This is a genomic window from Pseudanabaena mucicola FACHB-723 (assembly GCF_014696385.1).
Lineage (GTDB): Bacteria > Cyanobacteriota > Cyanobacteriia > Pseudanabaenales > Pseudanabaenaceae > Pseudanabaena.
Map to the genome: position 1 here is coordinate 23,387 of NZ_JACJQB010000021.1, position 19,352 is coordinate 42,738.

The window sequence follows — 19,352 nt, forward strand, 5'->3', positions numbered from 1 at the left end:
CAATTACGCAAACACTAAAGAGCGATCTCCTGCGATAACTTCACCGATGCGATTAGTTGTGAATCCTTGAGCTTGGAAATTTGCGATCGCAATATCGACTTTACTGGGATCAACAATTATTGCCATACCGATCCCCATATTGAAGGTATTAAACATATCGGTTTCAGGAACTTCACCTTCAGAGGCAAGCCATTGAAATAGGGCAGGAATTTGCCAGCTATCGCGATTAATCCTCACAGCTTGACCATCACCGAGGCAACGGGGCAAGTTTTCGGGCAGTCCCCCGCCTGTGATGTGGGCGAGTCCATGAATACCCAAATCTGCCTTTAACGCTTCTAAAACAGGCTTAACGTAGATCTGCGTCGGAGTGAGAAATATTTCCGCTAGGGTTAAATCTTGGGTTTCGGCAGAGATGGGAACTGATAGCTTCTCACTCCATTGATAGCCCTTAGTTTCAATAATCTTGCGAACTAAACTATAGCCATTGCTATGGATACCTGAACTAGCCAGCCCAATCACTACATCACCGATATTCACCTGTGTGCCGTTCAGCATTTCCGACTTTTCGGCGATTGCCACACAAAAGCCTGCCGCGTCATATTCGCCAACACCATAAAATCCGGGCATCTCCGCCGTTTCGCCACCAAGCAATGCACAGCCTGCCATCTGGCAACCATCGGCGATCCCCTTCACCACTTCCGCCAATTGATCGGGTTCGAGCTTTCCTGTTGCCAAATAATCTAGAAAAAACAACGGTTCTGCACCAGAGGTAAGCACATCATTCACACACATCGCCACCAAGTCAATGCCGATTGTGTCATGCTTATTTGCCGCCTGAGCAATCTTAAGCTTTGTGCCAACACCGTCTGTTCCTGAAACGAGGACGGGTTGTCGGTAGCCTGTGGGTAATTCAAAACAACCACCAAAACCACCGAGATCGCCCAATACACCTAGACGATGGGTTCTTGCGACGGAATCGCGAATTTTTTCAACGAAGGTACGACCTGCTTCGATGTCTACACCCGCTTGACGATAATCCAAAACCTCTAACTCCCAGTTTGATCAGTTATTGCTTGCCCAATTCCTGAGCGCGATGGGTTGCAGCAAGCACGGCTTCTATCATAGCGGAACGTAAGCCCGCTTTTTCTAATTGGGCAACTGCGGCGATGGTCGTTCCCGCAGGGCTAGTGACCTGATCCTTGAGTTGAGCTGGGTGTAGCTTGGTTTCACTGAGTAGTTGAGCTGTACCTAAAACTGTTTGCATGGCTAGTTGCATGGCGATGGCTCTCGGCAACCCTGCCGCGACCCCACCATCTGCCATCGCTTCGATCACCAAGGCGACATAGGCGGGACCAGAACCCGATAGCCCTGTTACTGCGTCCATTAGCGATTCGGCAACTTCAACAACTGTACCAATCGCCTTAAAAATTTTTCGCACTGCTTCAAGCTGAGTGCTATTGACCAATGCATTAGCTGCGATCGCAGTTACACCTGCGCCCACCTGAGCGGGAGTATTGGGCATGGCACGGACGATGGGCTTATTAGGAAACATCGTTTCTAACTGCGCCAAGGTGACCCCAGCCAAAATCGAGACAATACAGCTCGCAGGAGCATTACTAAGACCAATTGCGGCGGCACTAAGAGATTGCGGCTTGACTGCTAACAGCATGATTTCCGCTTCGGCTGCCACCAGATTATTGGGTGTAACTTGGACTCCGTACTTTTGCGCTAAGAGATCGCGGCGTTCGGGCATCGGATCGCTCACACAAACATCGGCGGGCACATAGATATGACTAGCGACAAGGCGAGACAAAATTGCCTCACCCATGACACCGCCACCGATAATACTGAGTTGAAATTTCAAGACTCACCAAATAACCTAGATAATATTGGGTAAAGTATTGGGTAAAAAATTTCCCTACAACTTTATCTGCCCACTTTGGGCAGGAGTTAACACAAAACTAGTCAACAAACATAAGCATCGAGGGTAATGCTTACTGAGCAAAACGGCTCATAGGTGCAGCTTCAGCCGCCCATGCTGGTGCTGGTGCTGCGGTAGGACGGGCAACACGAGGCTGAGGCATTGGTACTTCGTTCAATACCGAAGACTGCGATGTTACTTGTACGCAAGAAGGGGCAAACAAGAAAATACTATCGCCAATGCGTTCTTGATGACCATCAAGGGCATAGGTTCCACCTGCAACGAAGTCAACGGCACGCTGTGCTTGGTCAGGATCCATCATGGTAAGGTTCAATACCACTGACTTACGCTCACGCAATGCTTGGATCGCTTGAGGCATTTCTTCAAAAGTGCGAGGTTCCATCACCATCACTTGGGACAAACCATTTGCAGCACCAGGCAGACCAATTACATTGCTCATATTTTCAGATGATGTAGCTCTCAAAGCGGTGGGACGTTCACGGGTGCGGCGAGTTTGTGGCTCTTCTTGCTCTTGAGCAATCGCACCATTTTCCTCTTGGTAAATATCTTGATATTCACGGCTAGAGGCTTCATCATACTCGTAATCGTATTCTTCAGCTTCAGATAGACCAACAAAATCCTTGAGCTTTGTAAAAATTCCCATCGTAGATTAACTCCTAAGTGTTGTCTCCTCAGTTTTGGCTCGGACACCGCAACATAACTTTATCTAGATTAGATGAGGATTGGATCTAATTAAGTAAAATCTTGCTTTGTCTAGATAAGCCAAATTGCTTTTACTGACTAAAACAGCATTGACTAAATGTTTATCCGCAGACTTTAACCGATAACTGCAAAAAAATCTAGATGCATTTGTTAAGTTTTTGTATACGACAAAATCTGACAATTGTCTTTTAATAACTTAACTAGCAATAGGAAGCCATCAATCAGTAATTTGATTAGTGAAGTATAGAATTAGTTCTGAAGCTTAATATTTCTTTAAATGCTATAGATGCTCATGCCGACTGGATTTGCAGCTATTACTGGCAGACTAGCTGATCAGGTTCTCACAAAGATATATCAATAATGAATGATTTCAGATTAACAATGTCTATACCTTAGTTACTCTAGATTTCTTACTATTTAGTTCGCTGTCATATTCATTTTGGAAACTGATAGGAACTATCCAAATTATTGCCCTATAACTTTTGCGATATGGATATTATGTATTCTGCGAAAGTATCCCAAAATACATAACAAGCTGTTTTTTGGCAAACATATTAAGTCTTTAATGCATTTTTACAGTTCCAGTACAGAACTGTGCATAGTAATAGGCAGAAGATATATATCAGGTTTGGGTGACTCTCGCAAGTCTTTAAAGCGAAAAGATTTGACTGCCAACACGAATCATTGAAGCTCCAGCTCTCACTGCGATCGCATAGTCCGCTGACATGCCCATCGATAGCTCTCGAACATTTTGCCACCCCTGAGATCTCAATAGTTCAGCTAGTTCCCCAACCCGACAGAATACTTCATAGGATTGTGCCTCGTTTAATCCAAGGGGCAGAATCGTCATTAGACCAACAATTTTCAAGTGTTGCAGCTTTTCTAATTTAGGTAAATCCGCTAAAAGGCTTGCTTTTGTCCAGCCTGATTTACTGGGATCATCTGCCAGCTTGACTTGCAGTAATAATTTCGGTGATTTGTGAGTTTCCGCAATAATGCGATCGCATTGTTCGGCAAGGCTGAGGCGATCGATCGAGTGAATCCAATCAAACTGAGCAATCGCCTGTTTGGCTTTGTTACTTTGCAAAGAACCAATCATGTGCCAAGTGATATCAGTGAGATCTGCTAATTCCGTTTGCTTGATTTTTGCATCCTGCACTCGCGATTCGGCAAAGTCGCGCACACCTGCGGCGTAGGCGGCGCGAATTGCTTGAGTAGTCGTATATTTACTGACAGCAACCAGTTTTACCTGCGGCGGAATATTGGTACGAATTTGATTTAGACGATCGGTGATATTTTTTGCGATCGCATCAGGATTAACTTCAGACATGGGATGCTGTGGGCAAGTTTGCAGTGCGGATTTTGCTAAACTACTATAACCTGAATATTTCTTAATACTTTTCCCTAGAAACTCCCAATGCGTATCTCTTTGAATTGGCTCCGCGAACTTGTTGACTGCGATCTCTCGCCCCAAGAGCTAGAAGAAAAACTGACGATGGCAGGCTTTGAAGTGGAGTCCATCGAAGACCGTAGAACATGGGCTGAGGGAGTTGTCGTCGGTCATATTCTCACGGCAGAGCGTCATCCTAATGCCGATAAGCTCCAAGTCTGTAAAGTTGACATTGGCGCACCTGAACCATTGCAAATTGTTTGCGGTGCCGCCAATGCCAGACAGGGTTTGTTTGTACCCGTCGCCACAATTGGTACTTATTTGCCCACAATTGATCTGAAATTGCGCCCAACCAAATTACGGGGTGAGCGTTCTGAAGGGATGATTTGCTCCCTAGCCGAAATTGGACTAGCCAAAGAATCAAGCGGCATCCATGAATTTCCTGATAACGTGACCGTTGGCGCAGATGTCCGTCCATTACTAGGTTTAGATGACGCAATCCTCGATGTCACCTCGACCGCTAACCGTGCCGATGCCCTCAGTGTAGTGGGAATCGCCCGTGAAGTGGCAGCTTTGTTGGGTAAAGAAGTACGTTTACCCTTAGCTACTAACGATTTTCAACCCAAGACCGCGAATTGGGTGACCGTAGAAGATCCTAAATCCTGTCCCGCCTACATCGGCACATTGATTAAAGGAGTACAGGTTGCGGAGTCTCCCGAATGGCTCAAGCAGCGCTTGGAAGCCGCAGGAATGCGATCAATCAATAATATTGTTGATATTACCAATTACATTTTGTTGGAATGGGGACAGCCGCTCCATGCCTTTGATGCGGATACTTTGGCGGACGGGATCAAGATCGGCGTGCGTTTTGCCAAATCTGGCGAAAAAATTAAGACCCTCGATGATTGCGATCGCAATCTCACCAGTCAAAACTTCTTGATTACCTCTGGAGACAAACCAATTGCGATCGCAGGGGTGATGGGTGGCGCTGAAACCGAAGTTTCCGAAAAAACTAGCAATATTGTCCTCGAAGCGGCATTATTTACCCAAGTGACCACAAGGCGATCGGCACGCGCTCAAGGCTTACGCACTGAGGCATCGGCACGCTATGAACGCGGTGTTAACCAAGCAGCCATTGAATCCGCTTCAGCCAAAGCAATTCAGATGATTGTGGAACTAGCTGGCGGTGAAGTTGTCGAGCAAAGTATTGTTGATGCTCGTTCTAAGGAAGTGCGGGTGATTGATTTGCGCTTGACTAAGGTTTGGCAAGTATTAGGTGAAGTCGAACGCGAAGATGATGACACATTGGCGCTACTGTCAGAAGCCGAGGTCGAACAAACTCTCAAAGTTTTATCCTTTGAGCTAGAAAAGCAACCGATTGAAGAAGGCAGCTATGCCACATGGAAAGTCACCGTGCCGCCCTATCGCTATGCCGACATTGAGCGGGAAATTGACCTTGTGGAAGAAGTAGCCCGCATCTATGGCTATGATAAATTTGTCGAAACCCTTCCCGCAAGAACCGAGTTTGGTTTCCTCTCCGCCGATCAAGAAGGTGGACGGATGATGAGGGCAGCTTTCCGTGCGGTTGGGCTCACCGAAGTTATGCACATGTCACTATGTCCTCCTACTGAGGCACATCAGGTGAAAATTAATAACCCTGTGGCGATCGAGTATGGAGCGCTCAGAGGCGATTTACTGACAAATTTGATTGACGCTTGCGCCTTCAATATCAATCAAGGTAACGGCATTTTGAATGGTTTTGAAATTGGGCGTGTATTCTGGCTCGACGAAGCAGGTAGCGATGAGACCGATCGGATTGCAGGTATTTTTGGCGGCGATCGCACCGTCGGCACTTGGCAGCACAACTCGAAACCATTGGATTTCTACGAAGCTAAAGGGATTCTAGATTCTGTATTCCATAATCTCAGTGTAACGGTGGAATACCAACCCGATCAAAAGGATACTCGTCTCCACCCTGGACGCACTGCGTCGCTCTGGATTTCAGGTGAACGCCTTGGCACATTTGGACAGTTACATCCACAACTACGTGCCGAGAAGGAATTGCCTGATGAAATTTATGTCTTCGAGCTAGATTTCTATACATTGCTAGACGCAATGATGAAAAAGTCGATCCCAACTTTTCATCCATTTTCTACCTACCCTAGCAGCGATCGCGATATTGCCTTCTTTGCCCCCCTCAAGTTCACGGTTGCCGATATTCAGCGCTCGATTACCCATGTCGGTGGTGAATTACTCGATTCTGTGACTCTCTTTGATCAATATATTGGTAAAGGTGTACCCGAAGGTTCGCGCAGTCTTGCCTTCCGTCTAGTCTATCGAGCTTGCGATCGCACTCTAACGGATGTTGATATAAATCCTATACATCAAAAAGTTCGTGAGTTACTGGAAGAGAAATTTCAAGCCACTCTCAGAAGCTAAAACCTAAATACTAAATAGGGAGTCGCAAAGCAACTCCCTATTTTATTTTTTTGGTTCAGCACAAAGCACTGTATTTGGGTTTTAATTTGTCGTCATCTTCAGAATTTCCTCAAAGGTCGGCGCAATTGCTTCTGAAGGTTGCTCACCTAGCCATAGCCAATATTCATAATTGCCAGTCCGACCTTGAATCGGCGAAGGGGTTAGTCCCTGAAACTGCCAACCTAATGATTGAGCCGTATCTAAGACCTGTGCGATCGCCTCAGCCCTAGTTTTTGGGTCACGCACAATGCCATTTTTGCCAACCTGTCCTTTACCAGCTTCAAATTGAGGCTTGACTAGGAGTAAAGTTTCACGGGGTGATCGCAATAAATTCCACAACGAAGGCAAAATTTTGGTTAGCGAAATAAACGATAGATCCAATACGGCAAAGTCGGGAACAACATCTTCAGGTGCATATAAGTCCTCAGCCGTGAGATGCCTTAAATTAGTGCGCTCTCGCAATACGACTCGTTCATCACTGCGAATTTCCCAAGCTACTTGCCCATAGCCCACATCAATACCATAAACCTTAGCGGCTCCCTGTTTGAGCATACAGTCCGTAAAGCCACCTGTCGAGATGCCGCCATCAAAACAAATGCGATCGCAAACGTTTAAACCAAATTTTGCCAATGCACCAGCGAGTTTCTCACCACCACGGGACACAAAAGGCGATTGTTGCTTCACTAAAATTACGGCATCTTCTTTGACCGCAGTACCAACTTTATCAATCACCTGCTGATTGACCTGTACCCAGCCAGCCCGAATAAATTTTTGGGCTTGCTCCCGCGATGGTGCTAGCCCTAAGTCAACCAATAAAACATCTAAACGTTTTTTCAAACTTTACGCAACCGTTAATACTTTTTCATATTCTTCTTCATATTTCTGTAAAGAATCCCAAAGATCAACCTTCTGCTGAAGATTCAGCCATAGCTCAGGACCATTTCCCAAAGCTTTACCAATCCTAATTGCCATATCCACAGTAATTGGTCTATGACCCTGAATTATTTGATTAACCGTTCGCCGCGATACTCCCAACATTTTGGCAAACTGAGTTTGAGAAATTTCTACATCTTCTAAAATGTCTAGGATAACTTCTCCAGGATGTGAAGGTCTAATTTTCCTATCTTTTAAACTTTCTAATAAGTTATTCATATTATTTACCTCGTCTTTTCGTCATATATACGCCACTTCTAGAAGCAAGGATGTGATTACACACAACCACATCCTTAGCTTTATTTTTTGTGATAATCTTCGTGATTTACTTCATAAGCGTGACCATCTTCAAACCTAAATGTAATTCGCCAATTTCCAGTTGTTTTTATCGACCAAATACCTTTTTTGTTTCCTTTTAGTTCATGTAAATCATATCCCGGCAATCTAATATCCTCTAATTTTGAAGCTGAGCTTATAACATCAAGTCTTTTTCGTATTTTTTTATCTTCCTTAGTAGTTGCCTGTATGTCACCATTTAGCAACCTTTCGAGTAGTTTATTTTTAAAACTTTTAATCATTATTATTTGTTTTACTCCTAGGTGTGATTGATTGATGTATTCATTAAAACCTCCGATTCAGAAATAGTTAACTAAGTATTTGAATATAGATGCAATTGTAACCTATAAGATTACAGGTGTCAACACTAAAAAATAAAACAAGGTGAGATAGTCTCACCTTGTTGATAGAAAATATTAACTTTCCTTGGAGCTTAACTAAGCTTCAGCAATAACTTCTTCTACGGCTTTAGCGACAACTTCTTCAGGAATTTCGGGCTCTTCCATCGCATCAGGAACTTCAAATTCTTCCTCTTCAACTGCTGCTACGGGAATTTCCATCACTGCAGGCGCTGCATTGAGTTGTTCACGATATTTTGCCGCCATCTCTTCAGCCTTAGCATAAACGAGTTGAGGGTCACGCACCATGTCACCTGGTTCAGCTTCAAGCTGCTTGGTGGAGAGAGAGATCCGTCCGCGCTCAGCATCGAGATCAATAATCATCACCTTCACTTCGTCATTAACATTGAAGACATTGTGAGGAGTTTCGATGTGTTCGTGGGAGATTTCTGAGATGTGAAGTAATCCACTGACACCACCGATATCGATAAATGCGCCGTAAGGCTTGATACCACGGACGACACCGATGACGACTTCGCCAACTTCGAGCTTGTTCATCTTGCGCTCGACGAGGGCGCGGCGATGGCTGAGGACAAGACGGTTACGGTCTTCATCCACTTCCAAGAACTTGAGTGGTAGTTCCTCGCCAACCAATTCTTCCTTCGGCTTGCGGGTGCTGATATGAGAACCAGGGATAAATCCACGTAGGCCTTCGATTCTGACCAATGCACCACCACGGTTGGTCGCAAAAATGAGAGAACGGACAGTTGCGTCTTCTGCTTGCAACTGACGTACACGTTCCCATGCTCTCATGTACTCGATGCGACGAATCGAAAGGGTTAGCTGACCTTCTTCGTTTTCATCAGCAAGAATGAAAAATTCACGAGTTTCATTATTTTGTAATACTTCTTCAGGTTGATCAACGCGGTTGATCGACATTTCCTGAATCGGGATATAGGCTGCTGTCTTTGCCCCAATGTCAATAAGTGCGCCCCTAGGCTCAATGCTAAATACTGTACCCGCAACAATGTCGCCAGGGCTGAAGTGATAATCGTACTTATCTAAGAGTTTCGCGAAGTCTTCATGGGTGAAGCCGACATTGATGGCTGTAGCAGTTTTTGCCCGATTGATCATAACTAAATTTTTCCTTGTACCTGTTTTGAATTTATCTGGATTTCCTCCCAGAAATGTAAGAGCAGTAGCTATTTACAGCTTGGTGCGGTTTACATCCTACGCCTATCTGTATTGTTAATATTTTTAGTAAAACCTATAGGCATAGGTTTGCAATTATAGCGCAATTCAGCTGTATCGCAAAACTGTCAACAAATATTTTTTTGGAGTTTCACCATAAAAAATCCGTCCATGTCGTGTTCATGGGGCAGAACCTTCACCCAACCAGCATCACAAGCAAAATGAGCAGCAGGATTATCGGCATCGGGTGGCACAATTTGCCAATCGGGATGATTTTGTAAGAACTGGGTAATCACTTCTTCATTTTCCGCAGGATGGATGGTGCAGGTGCTATACACAATTACGCCATCAGGTTTGACCCATTGGATAGCACGCTCAAGGATTTCCGCTTGAGTTTTGGCTAATTTATAAGGCTCTTCGGGAGTTTGTCGCCAGCGAGCATCGGCATGACGATGCAATGTCCCTAGTCCAGAGCAAGGCACATCTAGTAAAACGCGATCGCATTTGCTCCCTAATACTTTTTCCGCATCAAACTCACGGGCATCAACTTCAACAGTTTGGACATTGGTGATCCCCAAACGCGCCGTATTTTGATCAACTTTTTTGAGGCGATTGGCAAGGCGATCAAGCGCATAAACTTTACCTGTATTTTTGAGGCGATCACTTATATGTGTGGTCTTGCCACCAGGAGCCGCGCAAGCATCAATGATGATTTCGTTGGGTTGGGGATCTAATAGATAGGTCACTAACTGAGCGCTTGCGTCCTGTACTGACCACCAACCTTCTTTAAACTTGGGCAATTGACTAACATCTCCTGACCCTTGAGCGACGCGAATGCCATCGGGTAAGTTGGGGATTGGTTCCGCTTTGATATCAGCTTCAGCAAAGGCGGCTAAAACTTGATCCCTTGTGGCATGTAAAAGATTGACGCGCAAATCGAGATGCGGCGTTTGATTAAACCAATTACAAATACTTGCGATCGCATCTTGCCCAAATTCCTGTTGCCATAGCTCGATTAGCCATTCAGGATAACTATAAAAACTCGCGGGATCGCTAATTTTGGCAAGAATATCTTCCTTCTCTTTGGCTCTGAGTATGGATCGCATCACCCCATTCGTAAAACCTGACAACCCTGTTAAATTATTCGCCTTGGCTAATTCCACAGTGGTATGCACAACTGCCGATGGTTTTATGCGATCAAGAAAACATAGTTGATAGATGCCAATCTGTAGGATTATTAATAAATCTGGTGGTAATTTTGTGGTTGGTTTTTGTGAGAAGTTTTGCAAAACCGCTTGCAGGGTTTTTTGGCGGCGCGTACAACCATAAACTAACTCTGTAATTAGACGGCGATCGTTTTCTGGGAGGGTGATGTTTTCTTGTCGCGATCGCGAAAGCGTACAGTCAAGTGCTACATCAGCATAGGCATTGCGTCTTTGAATTAAGCGCAATGCTTCCAGTGCAATTTGTCGAGAATTCTTGCTCGTCATCGGCAATTTATATAGAGTCAAACTAAAGGGCTATGTGTAAAGATCTGATTAGCGGTTGCTCAATGAAATCAAACAACATTTAAATAACAGTCAAAATAAGATGTTGGCACTGTAGACAAATGCGGTCATTATTTGGTATTTAAGAGCGTATATTGAGACGGCTTTTAATTATTGGTTACAAAGCTGTAAAAAGAATTGTAATTTAATCTTAGTCTGAATCCAGAGTGTGAAGTTTGCTGAGGGTATGAGGAGAGACAATGGTTGATACTGGTGTAAGAGTTAGAAAAGCAAAATTTCCAACAGGAAGTAGCCTAGCACTTGGTTTAGCGATCGGTTTAATAAGTTTAATTATTGGTGTTGATCTTGTCTTACATCCTAATATAAGTTCCAGTCTGCTACTGCCCTTTACCTTTGGGAGCGTGGCTGTCGCCATGTTGGGAACTTTTGCCGTGCCAGCCCTGCGTCGCCTGAAAGCAGGACAGATCATTCGCGAAGATGGGCCGCAAGCTCACCTCAAGAAACAAGGCACACCAACCATGGGGGGGATATTCATTGTACCCGTGGGTATTGTTCTGGGAATTATCTGGTCTGGCTTTGATGGCAAAGTAATTGCCTGTAGTTTACTAACTCTCTCATTTGGCTTTATCGGTTGGCTCGATGATTGGAAAATTTTGCGTCGTCATTCCAACAAAGGCTTATCTCCTCGCGCTAAGTTACTGTTGCAAACATTTTTTGCCGCCTGTTTTTGTGGTTGGCTTGTTTTAACCCAAGATTGGCAGTCGATTTCCTTGGTGAATTTGCCCCTAAAATTGGTAATCCCCTGTGGTTTATTGGCTTTTCCTCTATTTCTTTTTGTTTTTCTCGGTAGCAGTAACGCCACAAACCTTACTGATGGCTTAGATGGTTTAGCTGGTGGTACAGGTGCAATCGCCTTGTTTGGGATGTCTCTCTTACTATTTCCGAAAAACCCTGAATTAGCAATTTTCTGTATGTGCCTCAGTGGTAGCTATCTAGGATTCCTTTGGCATAATCGCTATCCTGCACGAGTATTTATGGGCGATACAGGTTCCCTTGCCTTGGGTGGTGCATTAGCCTCGACAGCGATCCTCGGTAACTTACTTTGGGCTTTTGTAATTATTGGGGCAATCTTCATCTGGGAATCGATTTCTGTGATTGCACAGGTAGGCTATTACAAAGCCACTAAAGATGAAACTGGTATGGGCAAGCGTCTTTTCAAAATGGCTCCCTTTCACCACCATCTCGAACTCAGTGGTTGGCATGAGCTGCATGTCGTCAGATTCTTTTATCTCACAGGTGGTTTTCTGGTGGGCTTTGCAATTTTGATAAGTAAGCTTGCATAATCATACAAAAAGCGCTTTAAAAGCTCGGCTAAGCCGAGCTTTTATTTTGATTTTAGTCACATTCTAGGGAATCTCTGGTACTAATACCTGTTTTAGAATTGATACCTTTAGCTTTAGAGCATAGCCATTTGCGCTGTCCACCATCCATGATTGCGTCCGTGAAATCGGCTCCGTCAATGTTTACGAAATCAAAGGTACTGCGTAACAGGATTGCTTCGATTAAGAGAGCATCACTGAGATCGGCTTTGGCAAAATCCGCTTGATCGAGCAATCCTCCTGAAAAGTCTGCCCCTTTGAGCTTGGCATTTCGCAAAATTGAGGCACTAAATACAGTTCCGCGCAGATCGGCATTTTCAAAAATTGCTCCTTCCATGTTGGCATTCGCAAATCCTGAACCAGTCAGCACTCTGCCTGAAAAATCTCTACCTTTTAACTGGGCATGACTAAAGGATAGAGTTTCGGCTGCGGCGTTGAGGGGATTGCTGCATAAACAGGTCAGGCTGATCAAGATTGCGATCGCAAAGATGTAACAGATTCGCAGATAGGAAAATAATTTTAAAAATGGCATAGGGATCATACGCAAAGATCATGCCTTTATCTTATCTGGTCTACACAAGAAGAGCCTCGCATTGCGAGGCTCTTCTTGTAATGTAATAAAAATAAGATAGGGAGGCCGATTTAAAAAAATTGGAGATTATGGCTATGAATAGCCTAGTTTCCCAATTGACAGACTAGTTCTCGATGTAGTTGAGAAGTAGCCCCATGGTGGCGATCGGGAGTATTACACCAACAAGAGGTACGAAGATGAAAGAAACGTAGTAATGTGCGTAGTATCCAGTCATGGTCGTGGTTTTCCTTGAAAAAGCTATAAGTTATTGACGGATTTGATTTGGCTGAAATTAATGTTAGTAGCTGCTGCGGTTAGCAACACCAAGATCATCAATTAAGACCAAAGTAAACCAAGGAATTTTTGGAATGGCTCTAGATAGTTGAGGAAGTATGCAAATGCAGCACCACCAGCACCACCAAGCAAGAAGCTGCTCGCAAATTCGCTCCAACCAGCAGGTGTACCCAATTCAGCAGGTGCTTCCACCGCAGAGCTAGACTGCAAGTTAGTTACGGTTTGACCATGCAAAGATAAACCAAGAGTCAACAGGACTACAGCGGCGATAGTTGCCAACAAACCAGCGAGGCTAGCCAATTCTGTATTTCTGAGAGGTCCTAGCAATGCGAAAGGTCCGTAAATGAAGTAGCCATGCGCCATGCCGATTTCGAGGCCACGACGGCTAGGGGACAAGCCTGCACGGTAAGCGGGAAGGTTACCGATAAAAGCTTTAACGATCGCAGAATCGCTAACGGGTGTAGACAAATTCCCTAATTGGGGATCGTTCTTGAAAGGTTTTACAAAATCTGTCATAAGTCTTTATTAATTTAAAGATTGCAGGGAGAATTTTGTCTTCATTTTAGGGAATAAGCGCGGATGTCACTGCATAAAGAGGAATTATCTTTAGAAAACTTCACAACTGACACAAAGACATCGGTTGGATTACGCCAGAGAAATTTTTACAAGCGGCGCTTGTAAAAATTTCTCTAATTTATTAGGTTTTGGGCGCTGAAGGACATAAATCAGCGAGATCGCAGCGATCGCAGGCAGGTTTACGGGCATTACAAACTGCTCTGCCATGATAAATAATCCGAATTGACCAGTTTTCCCAATCGCGTTGGGGCAAGAGGGACATTAAATCTCGCTCAACCTTGAGTGGCTCATCAAATTTGGTGAGTCCCAAGCGTTTGGTCAGGCGCTTAACATGGGTATCCACGGTCACCCCTGCATTGATCCCATAAGCGTGGGCAAGTACCACATTGGCAGTTTTGCGAGCTACACCCGGCAACTTGAGTAGACTGTCCATGGTGTTGGGGACTTTGCCATCAAAGTCACGCATGATCATTTCACAGGCTCCGCGAATATTTTTGGCTTTATTGCGATAAAAGCCTGTGGAATGCACTAACTCCATCAGTTCATCAAGATCGGCATTTGCCATGGCGATCGCATCGGGAAATCTGGCAAATAATTTTGGGGTGACCATATTCACCCGTTCATCGGTACATTGTGCTGAGAGGATCACCGCCACCAATAACTGCACAGGGGTTTCGTAATCAAGGGAGCAGACAGCATCTGGGTAAAGACGTTTGAGGCGAATCAGGATTTCGTTAGCTCTTACTTTTTTAGACGAACGTTTGGTGATAATTCCCATGGGTAGCGGCAGAAACCGATGATTCGCAATTGTTAATCAACTATAGCAAAACATGAAATTAGTGGCGGCGCGATGCGCCACCACCAACTTTAGACTTTAGGGACTCAGAGTGGAAAAAACATCTGTACCTGTGACGGTAATTGTCTGTTGCTCAAGGTTTGCCACAGCGCGATCGCCGCTAACATTCAAGCTTTTATCAGGTTGTTGATATCTGATATTGCCCTCAGCCGTAATCGTCTTGGTGGGAATCAGCCATTCCACCCGATCGGCGCTGACTACTCCCTGTGTCGAGCTAAAGCTAGCCAACACTTCTCCCGTCAGATTAATTTGCTCTTTTTCGAGTTGAGCCTCTCCTTTGGAAGCGGTGACAACAATACCGCGACTTTTGCTTGTACCTGTGAAGCTAGATGGCAAAGTTACGACCTGTTTCTCAAGATTCCAGATTGCTTGGGATGTGTCAATTTCTAGATCAAGCTTAGGATCTTTGGCTTGAATATCACCCGTAAATGTGACTTCTTTTTTATCGATATTCCAGTCACCACGCTGGGCATTAAGCTGTAATTTGTCTTTGACTTGAATTACCTCAATTTCTGCCTCAGTGAACACACGACTATTTTTAGCATCCCAAGTCACCTTTTCACTTTTCATCTCCACGGGTGGTTCTACCGCATTAACGACAACTCCTTTTTCGAGACTATAGATATTGTTGCTAGGTTTGGCTGTCATCTCTGCGCCCCGCATCGTGAGTTTGTCATCAGGCTTGTTGATCACAATGTTACCTGTGGCTTTGAGCAGATCCTCCTCCGATTTCCAGACCATACGATCCGCCTTGAGATCAATTTTTTCTTGAACTGCGATCGCATCGATATTGCCCTGTAATGAAATTTCTTTGGTGCTTTGATCGATCGTTCCGCGATCGCCTGTGGCTTCCATCAGCAAATCCCCATCACGATAAAACTTACCCTTAACCACTTCAATATCGGCAATTTTACGATCTTCACGATAGTTAGCATTCTCCGCCGTAATTTCCCAGAGTAGTTTGCCATTGACATCAAACTCAGTGAGGGTAATATTTTGGAGATTAGAACCTGCGGTGGTAGCTGTTTTATTGAGAGTAGTAATTTCAGGGCGCAAAAATATAAACCATCCGAGCGCAAACATTAGCACTGTTGCCACAAAGAGGATGATAAACAGGCGCAGATTTCGGCGGCTAAATAGTTGCATGATGCTCTTCGATGACTTGTTCTCTAACACAGATATTATTGCTGCATGGCAATCATTTCTGCCATATCTTCAGGCGAGATTGGCTGCATACAATTTTGGGATTGATATTCGGCAATTTGCGCGATCGCAAAATCTAGGCAATCAAAACCATCCTGCACGGACTCAATCCGACAGAGGCGATCGCGTAGAGCCGCCGCCCCCATAAATCCCTTGGCATACCAAGTCATATGTTTACGAGACTGCCGAATGCCGCGGATACCTTTGTAGTCCCAGAGTCCTTGTAAATGTTCCTTGGCAACCTGCAAACATTCAATCGGTGATGGCTTGGGTAAATATTCACCCGTTTGTAAAAAATGATCAACTTGCCCCACTAAAAACGGATAGCCCAACGTCCCCCGTGAACACATTACTCCATCTGCGCCTGTCTCCTCTAAGCAAGCAACTGCTGCCTCGACCGAGAAAATATCACCATTGGCAATTACAGGAATCGTCAGCACCTCTTTGACTTTACGAATCCACTCCCACTTAGCATTACCCGTGTAGCCTTGCGATCGCGTTCTGGCATGGACAGTGATCATCTTTGCTCCAGCGTCCTCCATACGCTTGGCAAAGTCCAAGATCGTGATTTCGGCATCATCCCAGCCGATGCGCGTCTTGACTGTCACAGGAATATCCACCGCATCCACCACCGATCGCACAATTTGGGCGGCGAGTTCAGGTTGGCGCAATAGCGATGAGCCGCCACCTTTTTTGGTAATTTTGTTAACGGGACAACCCATATTGATATCAACAGTATCCGCGCCCTCGATTGCCGCCTTTTGGGCTGCCTCCGCAAGGAAATCGGGACGACAATCAAACAGTTGGATGCTGATCGGTGTTTCATGACGATCGATCTCCATCAGTTTTGGTAATGCTTTCATATGATGTAGATCGGTCGCGCTGATCATCTCTGTATAGAGCATGGAGTGAGGAGCATAGCGGCGCACTAACCGCCTAAACACAAGATCGGTTACTCCCGACAATGGCGATTGAAACACCCGACTTTTGACTGTGACATTGCCAATGGTGAGCGGTTCGGTGAGGTGTGCTAGGAGTTTTGAGGGGTTGGCGACCATGGCTCTAAATTTTTGCTCTGAAAATTTGCTCTGAAAATTTGCTTTTAGGGGCGCTATATATATAAAGGTATATACAACGGTATAGTAGTTTTAATATTTTTTGTGGTTCTTCGGCTGCGAGCGATCGCATTCACGTTAATAAAAACCCATTAACACAACTAAAAAATTAAGGAGAAAAAATTTGTCTAAGAAACATCCAGTTATTGCAGTCACAGGTTCATCGGGTGCGGGGACTAGCACTGTTAAAAGGGCTTTTGAGCATATCTTTTTGATGGAAAAAATCAAGGCAGCGATCATCGAAGGCGATAGCTACCACAAATACAACCGCGCCGAAATGCGAGCCATGATGAAAGAGGCATCTGAGCAAGGACGCAACTTGAGTCACTTCGGCTTAGAGGCAAATGTTTTAGATAAGTTGGAAGCACTCTTCCGTGAATATGGCGAAACAGGTAGTGGGCAAAGACGTTACTATTTGCACAGCCCCGAAGAAGCGGAGTACCACAATGGCCGCTTAGGAACAAGTAACCAACCTGGTGAATTTACCCCTTGGGAAAGCATTGAGTCTGGAACCGACATGCTATTTTACGAAGGTTTGCATGGTGCGGTTGTGAATAAGGATATTAACCTTGCGCAATATGCCGATCTATTGGTGGGTGTAGTTCCTATTGTGAACTTGGAATGGATTCAAAAAATTCACCGTGATAATGCTGAGCGTGGCTACAGCGCTGAAGCAATTGTGGATACCATTTTGCGTCGGATGCCTGACTATGTAAATTACATCACGCCTCAGTTCTCTAATACGCATATCAATTTTCAGCGCGTTCCTACCGTTGATACTTCCAATCCTTTCATTGCTCGTGATATTCCTACCCTTGATGAAAGCTTTGTAATCATTCATACCAACCGTTGCTTCCATGAGAAGTTCCACATTGATTTCCCATACTTGCTAAGTATGATCAATGGTTCCTTTATGTCTCGCCACACTACTTTAGTTGTCCCTGGTGGCAAAATGGGCTTTGCAATGGAATTGATTCTGCAACCACTCATTGACTCGATGCTAGTTGAATCGAACAAGTTGCGATAATCATTAAAAAAGGGCGCTTAGCGCCCTTTTTTGTTAGCGATCGCACCAAGATTGTTGGACAAACTTCAAAAATTCTGCTTGAAATCTCTCGGTGGAGAAGCGCAGGGCATTTTCGCGACAGGCGATTGGGGTAATGCGATCGCAATTTGTCTCAAACTCAATCACGGCATTGCAAATACTGGAAACTGTTTGCTCTGTAAAAAAGACACCCGTGGGTTGAGCGTGATCTAAACCATGAACTGACTCGCATACACCACCTCGACCATAGGCAATTACAGGTGTACCGCAGGCTTGAGCCTCAACGGGCGTAATCCCAAAATCCTCTTCTGCGGCAAATACAAAGGCTTTAGCATTTTGCATATACTGCCGTAGTTGTTCAGGAGCAAGATGTCCTAAAAATTGGATATTGCTGGCGGCTTTATCTCTGATTTTTGCCATTTGTTCGCCATCACCAATCACAATCAATTTGCGATCGCGCATTTGCGAAAAAGCTTCCACAATTAAATCGATGCGTTTGTAGGGAACTAGTCGCGATGCAGTGAGATAAAAATCCTGCTTTTGTTCGCAAAGTTGATAATTGTGTAAATCTACGGGCGGATAAATCACCGTTGCCGAGCGTCGATAAGCCTTCTGAATCCGACGGGCAATAAATTGGGAATTCGCAATAAATAGATCAACCCCATGTGCTGTGCGCGTATCCCATATTCTGATTTTGTGCAAAATCCACCGTGCAATCCAGCTTTTCAATCCTTGTTCTAAATTTGATTCCTTTAGATATTGGTGCTGCAAATCCCACGCATAGCGAATCGGGGAATGGACATAGGAAATATGTAATTGATGTGGTGAAGTTAACACGCCTTTAGCAACGGCATGGGCACTAGAAATAATCAGGTCATAGGCTGATAGATCGAGCTGCTCGATGGCGATGGGCATAAGTGGCAAATACTGCCGAAACTTGGTTTTCGCAAAGGGTAATTTTTGGATAAAAGTAGTGGTTACTTTTTTATTTTGGATAAATCCGCGCTGTGAATCCTCCAAAAAATCTACCACCGCAAACAGATCGGCATGGGGAAATAAATTTAAGATCTGCTCCACTACCCGCTCTGAACCTGCGTAGTTCACAAACCATTCGTGGACGATCGCAATTCGTAATTTCTCTGGTTTAATTTCTCGATCTGACATAATTACTTAATCAACTGCCTGCATTATCGCCATTCTTGGGAAAAACCCAAAAGAGAGTTGCGGCGCGAAGCGCCGCAACTCTCTTTTGGGTTTTGACACATCTTTAAATTTTTATGGCTAGAATAGCAGCGTTGAACTCCCAAAAACATTGCCGATATCTCTAAATGTCGCGACAGGTTGTAAATAAATTTTGCGTCTGGTGTGTTTTTCCCTTACTAAAAATTAGTAATTTTTTGCATAAACATTGTATATAGGTTAAGAAGGTATTTAATAAGCGCTTGATTTTGCTTGTTGATATTTGCTAACTGTTTTGATTACCGCGAGCCTTGCA

General features: G+C 44.5%; 19 protein-coding genes. 3 read left to right on the plus strand and 16 right to left on the minus strand.

Translation table 11 applies throughout. The features are described 5' to 3' along the window. Positions 1 to 3: 3 nt before the first annotated feature. The 4 genes from purM to H6F41_RS11330 all read right to left on the minus strand — a co-directional run bounded on the left by purM (position 4) and on the right by H6F41_RS11330 (position 3,974). The gene (purM, locus tag H6F41_RS11315; RefSeq protein ID WP_190403586.1) at positions 4 to 1,041 is read right to left on the minus strand and encodes a phosphoribosylformylglycinamidine cyclo-ligase; all 1,038 of its coding nucleotides are present in this window, start codon (positions 1,039 to 1,041) and stop codon (positions 4 to 6) included. 25 nt (positions 1,042 to 1,066) lie between these two features. After that, a complete protein-coding gene (gene proC, locus H6F41_RS11320; protein WP_190403587.1) occupies positions 1,067 to 1,864 on the minus strand; it encodes a pyrroline-5-carboxylate reductase in 798 nt (265 codons plus the stop codon). Positions 1,865 to 1,994: 130 nt separating this feature from the next. Further along, complete coding sequence (locus H6F41_RS11325) at positions 1,995 to 2,585, minus strand: cell division protein SepF (protein ID WP_190403588.1); 591 nt, start codon at positions 2,583 to 2,585, stop codon at positions 1,995 to 1,997. Positions 2,586 to 3,293: 708 nt separating this feature from the next. After that, entirely contained in the window at positions 3,294 to 3,974 is a 681-nt protein-coding gene (locus H6F41_RS11330; protein ID WP_199288751.1) for a YggS family pyridoxal phosphate-dependent enzyme, read from the minus strand. Positions 3,975 to 4,061: 87 nt separating this feature from the next. Between H6F41_RS11330 and pheT the strand changes: the two genes are divergently transcribed. Then, positions 4,062 to 6,473 (plus strand): phenylalanine--tRNA ligase subunit beta, encoded by a 2,412-nt coding sequence (pheT, locus tag H6F41_RS11335; protein WP_190403589.1) that lies wholly within the window; start codon positions 4,062 to 4,064, stop codon positions 6,471 to 6,473. A gap of 81 nt (positions 6,474 to 6,554) precedes the next feature. On the opposite strand, the gene H6F41_RS11340 is transcribed toward pheT, so the two are convergent. The 5 genes from H6F41_RS11340 to H6F41_RS11360 all read right to left on the minus strand — a co-directional run bounded on the left by H6F41_RS11340 (position 6,555) and on the right by H6F41_RS11360 (position 10,800). Next, complete coding sequence (locus tag H6F41_RS11340) at positions 6,555 to 7,349, minus strand: TlyA family RNA methyltransferase (RefSeq protein ID WP_190403590.1); 795 nt, start codon at positions 7,347 to 7,349, stop codon at positions 6,555 to 6,557. A 3-nt stretch (positions 7,350 to 7,352) separates the two neighbouring features. Further along, positions 7,353 to 7,664 (minus strand): HigA family addiction module antitoxin, encoded by a 312-nt coding sequence (locus H6F41_RS11345; RefSeq protein WP_190403591.1) that lies wholly within the window; start codon positions 7,662 to 7,664, stop codon positions 7,353 to 7,355. 80 nt (positions 7,665 to 7,744) lie between these two features. Beyond that, positions 7,745 to 8,023, minus strand: a complete 279-nt coding sequence (locus H6F41_RS11350; protein ID WP_190403592.1) for a type II toxin-antitoxin system RelE/ParE family toxin — start codon at positions 8,021 to 8,023, stop codon at positions 7,745 to 7,747. Between the two features lie 195 nt (positions 8,024 to 8,218). Continuing rightward, complete coding sequence (locus tag H6F41_RS11355; RefSeq protein ID WP_190403593.1) at positions 8,219 to 9,253, minus strand: 30S ribosomal protein S1; 1,035 nt, start codon at positions 9,251 to 9,253, stop codon at positions 8,219 to 8,221. Positions 9,254 to 9,438: 185 nt separating this feature from the next. After that, the gene (locus H6F41_RS11360; RefSeq protein ID WP_190403594.1) at positions 9,439 to 10,800 is read right to left on the minus strand and encodes a 16S rRNA (cytosine(967)-C(5))-methyltransferase; all 1,362 of its coding nucleotides are present in this window, start codon (positions 10,798 to 10,800) and stop codon (positions 9,439 to 9,441) included. Positions 10,801 to 11,057: 257 nt separating this feature from the next. Between H6F41_RS11360 and mraY the strand changes: the two genes are divergently transcribed. Then, complete coding sequence (gene mraY / locus H6F41_RS11365; RefSeq protein WP_190403595.1) at positions 11,058 to 12,161, plus strand: phospho-N-acetylmuramoyl-pentapeptide-transferase; 1,104 nt, start codon at positions 11,058 to 11,060, stop codon at positions 12,159 to 12,161. Between the two features lie 52 nt (positions 12,162 to 12,213). On the opposite strand, the gene H6F41_RS11370 is transcribed toward mraY, so the two are convergent. The 6 genes from H6F41_RS11370 to dusB all read right to left on the minus strand — a co-directional run bounded on the left by H6F41_RS11370 (position 12,214) and on the right by dusB (position 16,755). Further along, positions 12,214 to 12,729: a pentapeptide repeat-containing protein gene (locus H6F41_RS11370; RefSeq protein WP_190403596.1), complete on the minus strand. Its 516-nt coding sequence runs from the start codon at positions 12,727 to 12,729 to the stop codon at positions 12,214 to 12,216. 163 nt (positions 12,730 to 12,892) lie between these two features. Beyond that, positions 12,893 to 13,003, minus strand: coding sequence for a photosystem I reaction center subunit VIII (locus tag H6F41_RS11375; protein ID WP_190403597.1), 111 nt, complete (start codon positions 13,001 to 13,003; stop codon positions 12,893 to 12,895). 101 nt (positions 13,004 to 13,104) lie between these two features. Then, on the minus strand, positions 13,105 to 13,578 hold the full coding sequence (locus H6F41_RS11380) for a photosystem I reaction center subunit XI (protein ID WP_190403598.1): 474 nt from the start codon (positions 13,576 to 13,578) through the stop codon (positions 13,105 to 13,107). 181 nt (positions 13,579 to 13,759) lie between these two features. Next, positions 13,760 to 14,416, minus strand: a complete 657-nt coding sequence (gene nth, locus H6F41_RS11385; RefSeq protein ID WP_190403599.1) for an endonuclease III — start codon at positions 14,414 to 14,416, stop codon at positions 13,760 to 13,762. Between the two features lie 96 nt (positions 14,417 to 14,512). Further along, positions 14,513 to 15,640 (minus strand): LPS export ABC transporter periplasmic protein LptC, encoded by a 1,128-nt coding sequence (gene lptC, locus H6F41_RS11390; RefSeq protein ID WP_190403600.1) that lies wholly within the window; start codon positions 15,638 to 15,640, stop codon positions 14,513 to 14,515. A gap of 35 nt (positions 15,641 to 15,675) precedes the next feature. After that, positions 15,676 to 16,755, minus strand: a complete 1,080-nt coding sequence (gene dusB / locus H6F41_RS11395; protein ID WP_190403601.1) for a tRNA dihydrouridine synthase DusB — start codon at positions 16,753 to 16,755, stop codon at positions 15,676 to 15,678. A 181-nt stretch (positions 16,756 to 16,936) separates the two neighbouring features. Here dusB and H6F41_RS11400 point away from each other — a divergent pair, with 181 nt between their 5' ends. Further along, entirely contained in the window at positions 16,937 to 17,839 is a 903-nt protein-coding gene (locus H6F41_RS11400) for a phosphoribulokinase (protein ID WP_190403602.1), read from the plus strand. Positions 17,840 to 17,872: 33 nt separating this feature from the next. On the opposite strand, the gene H6F41_RS11405 is transcribed toward H6F41_RS11400, so the two are convergent. Then, positions 17,873 to 19,021: a glycosyltransferase family 4 protein gene (locus tag H6F41_RS11405; protein ID WP_190403603.1), complete on the minus strand. Its 1,149-nt coding sequence runs from the start codon at positions 19,019 to 19,021 to the stop codon at positions 17,873 to 17,875. Between the last annotated feature and the right edge of the window lie 331 nt (positions 19,022 to 19,352).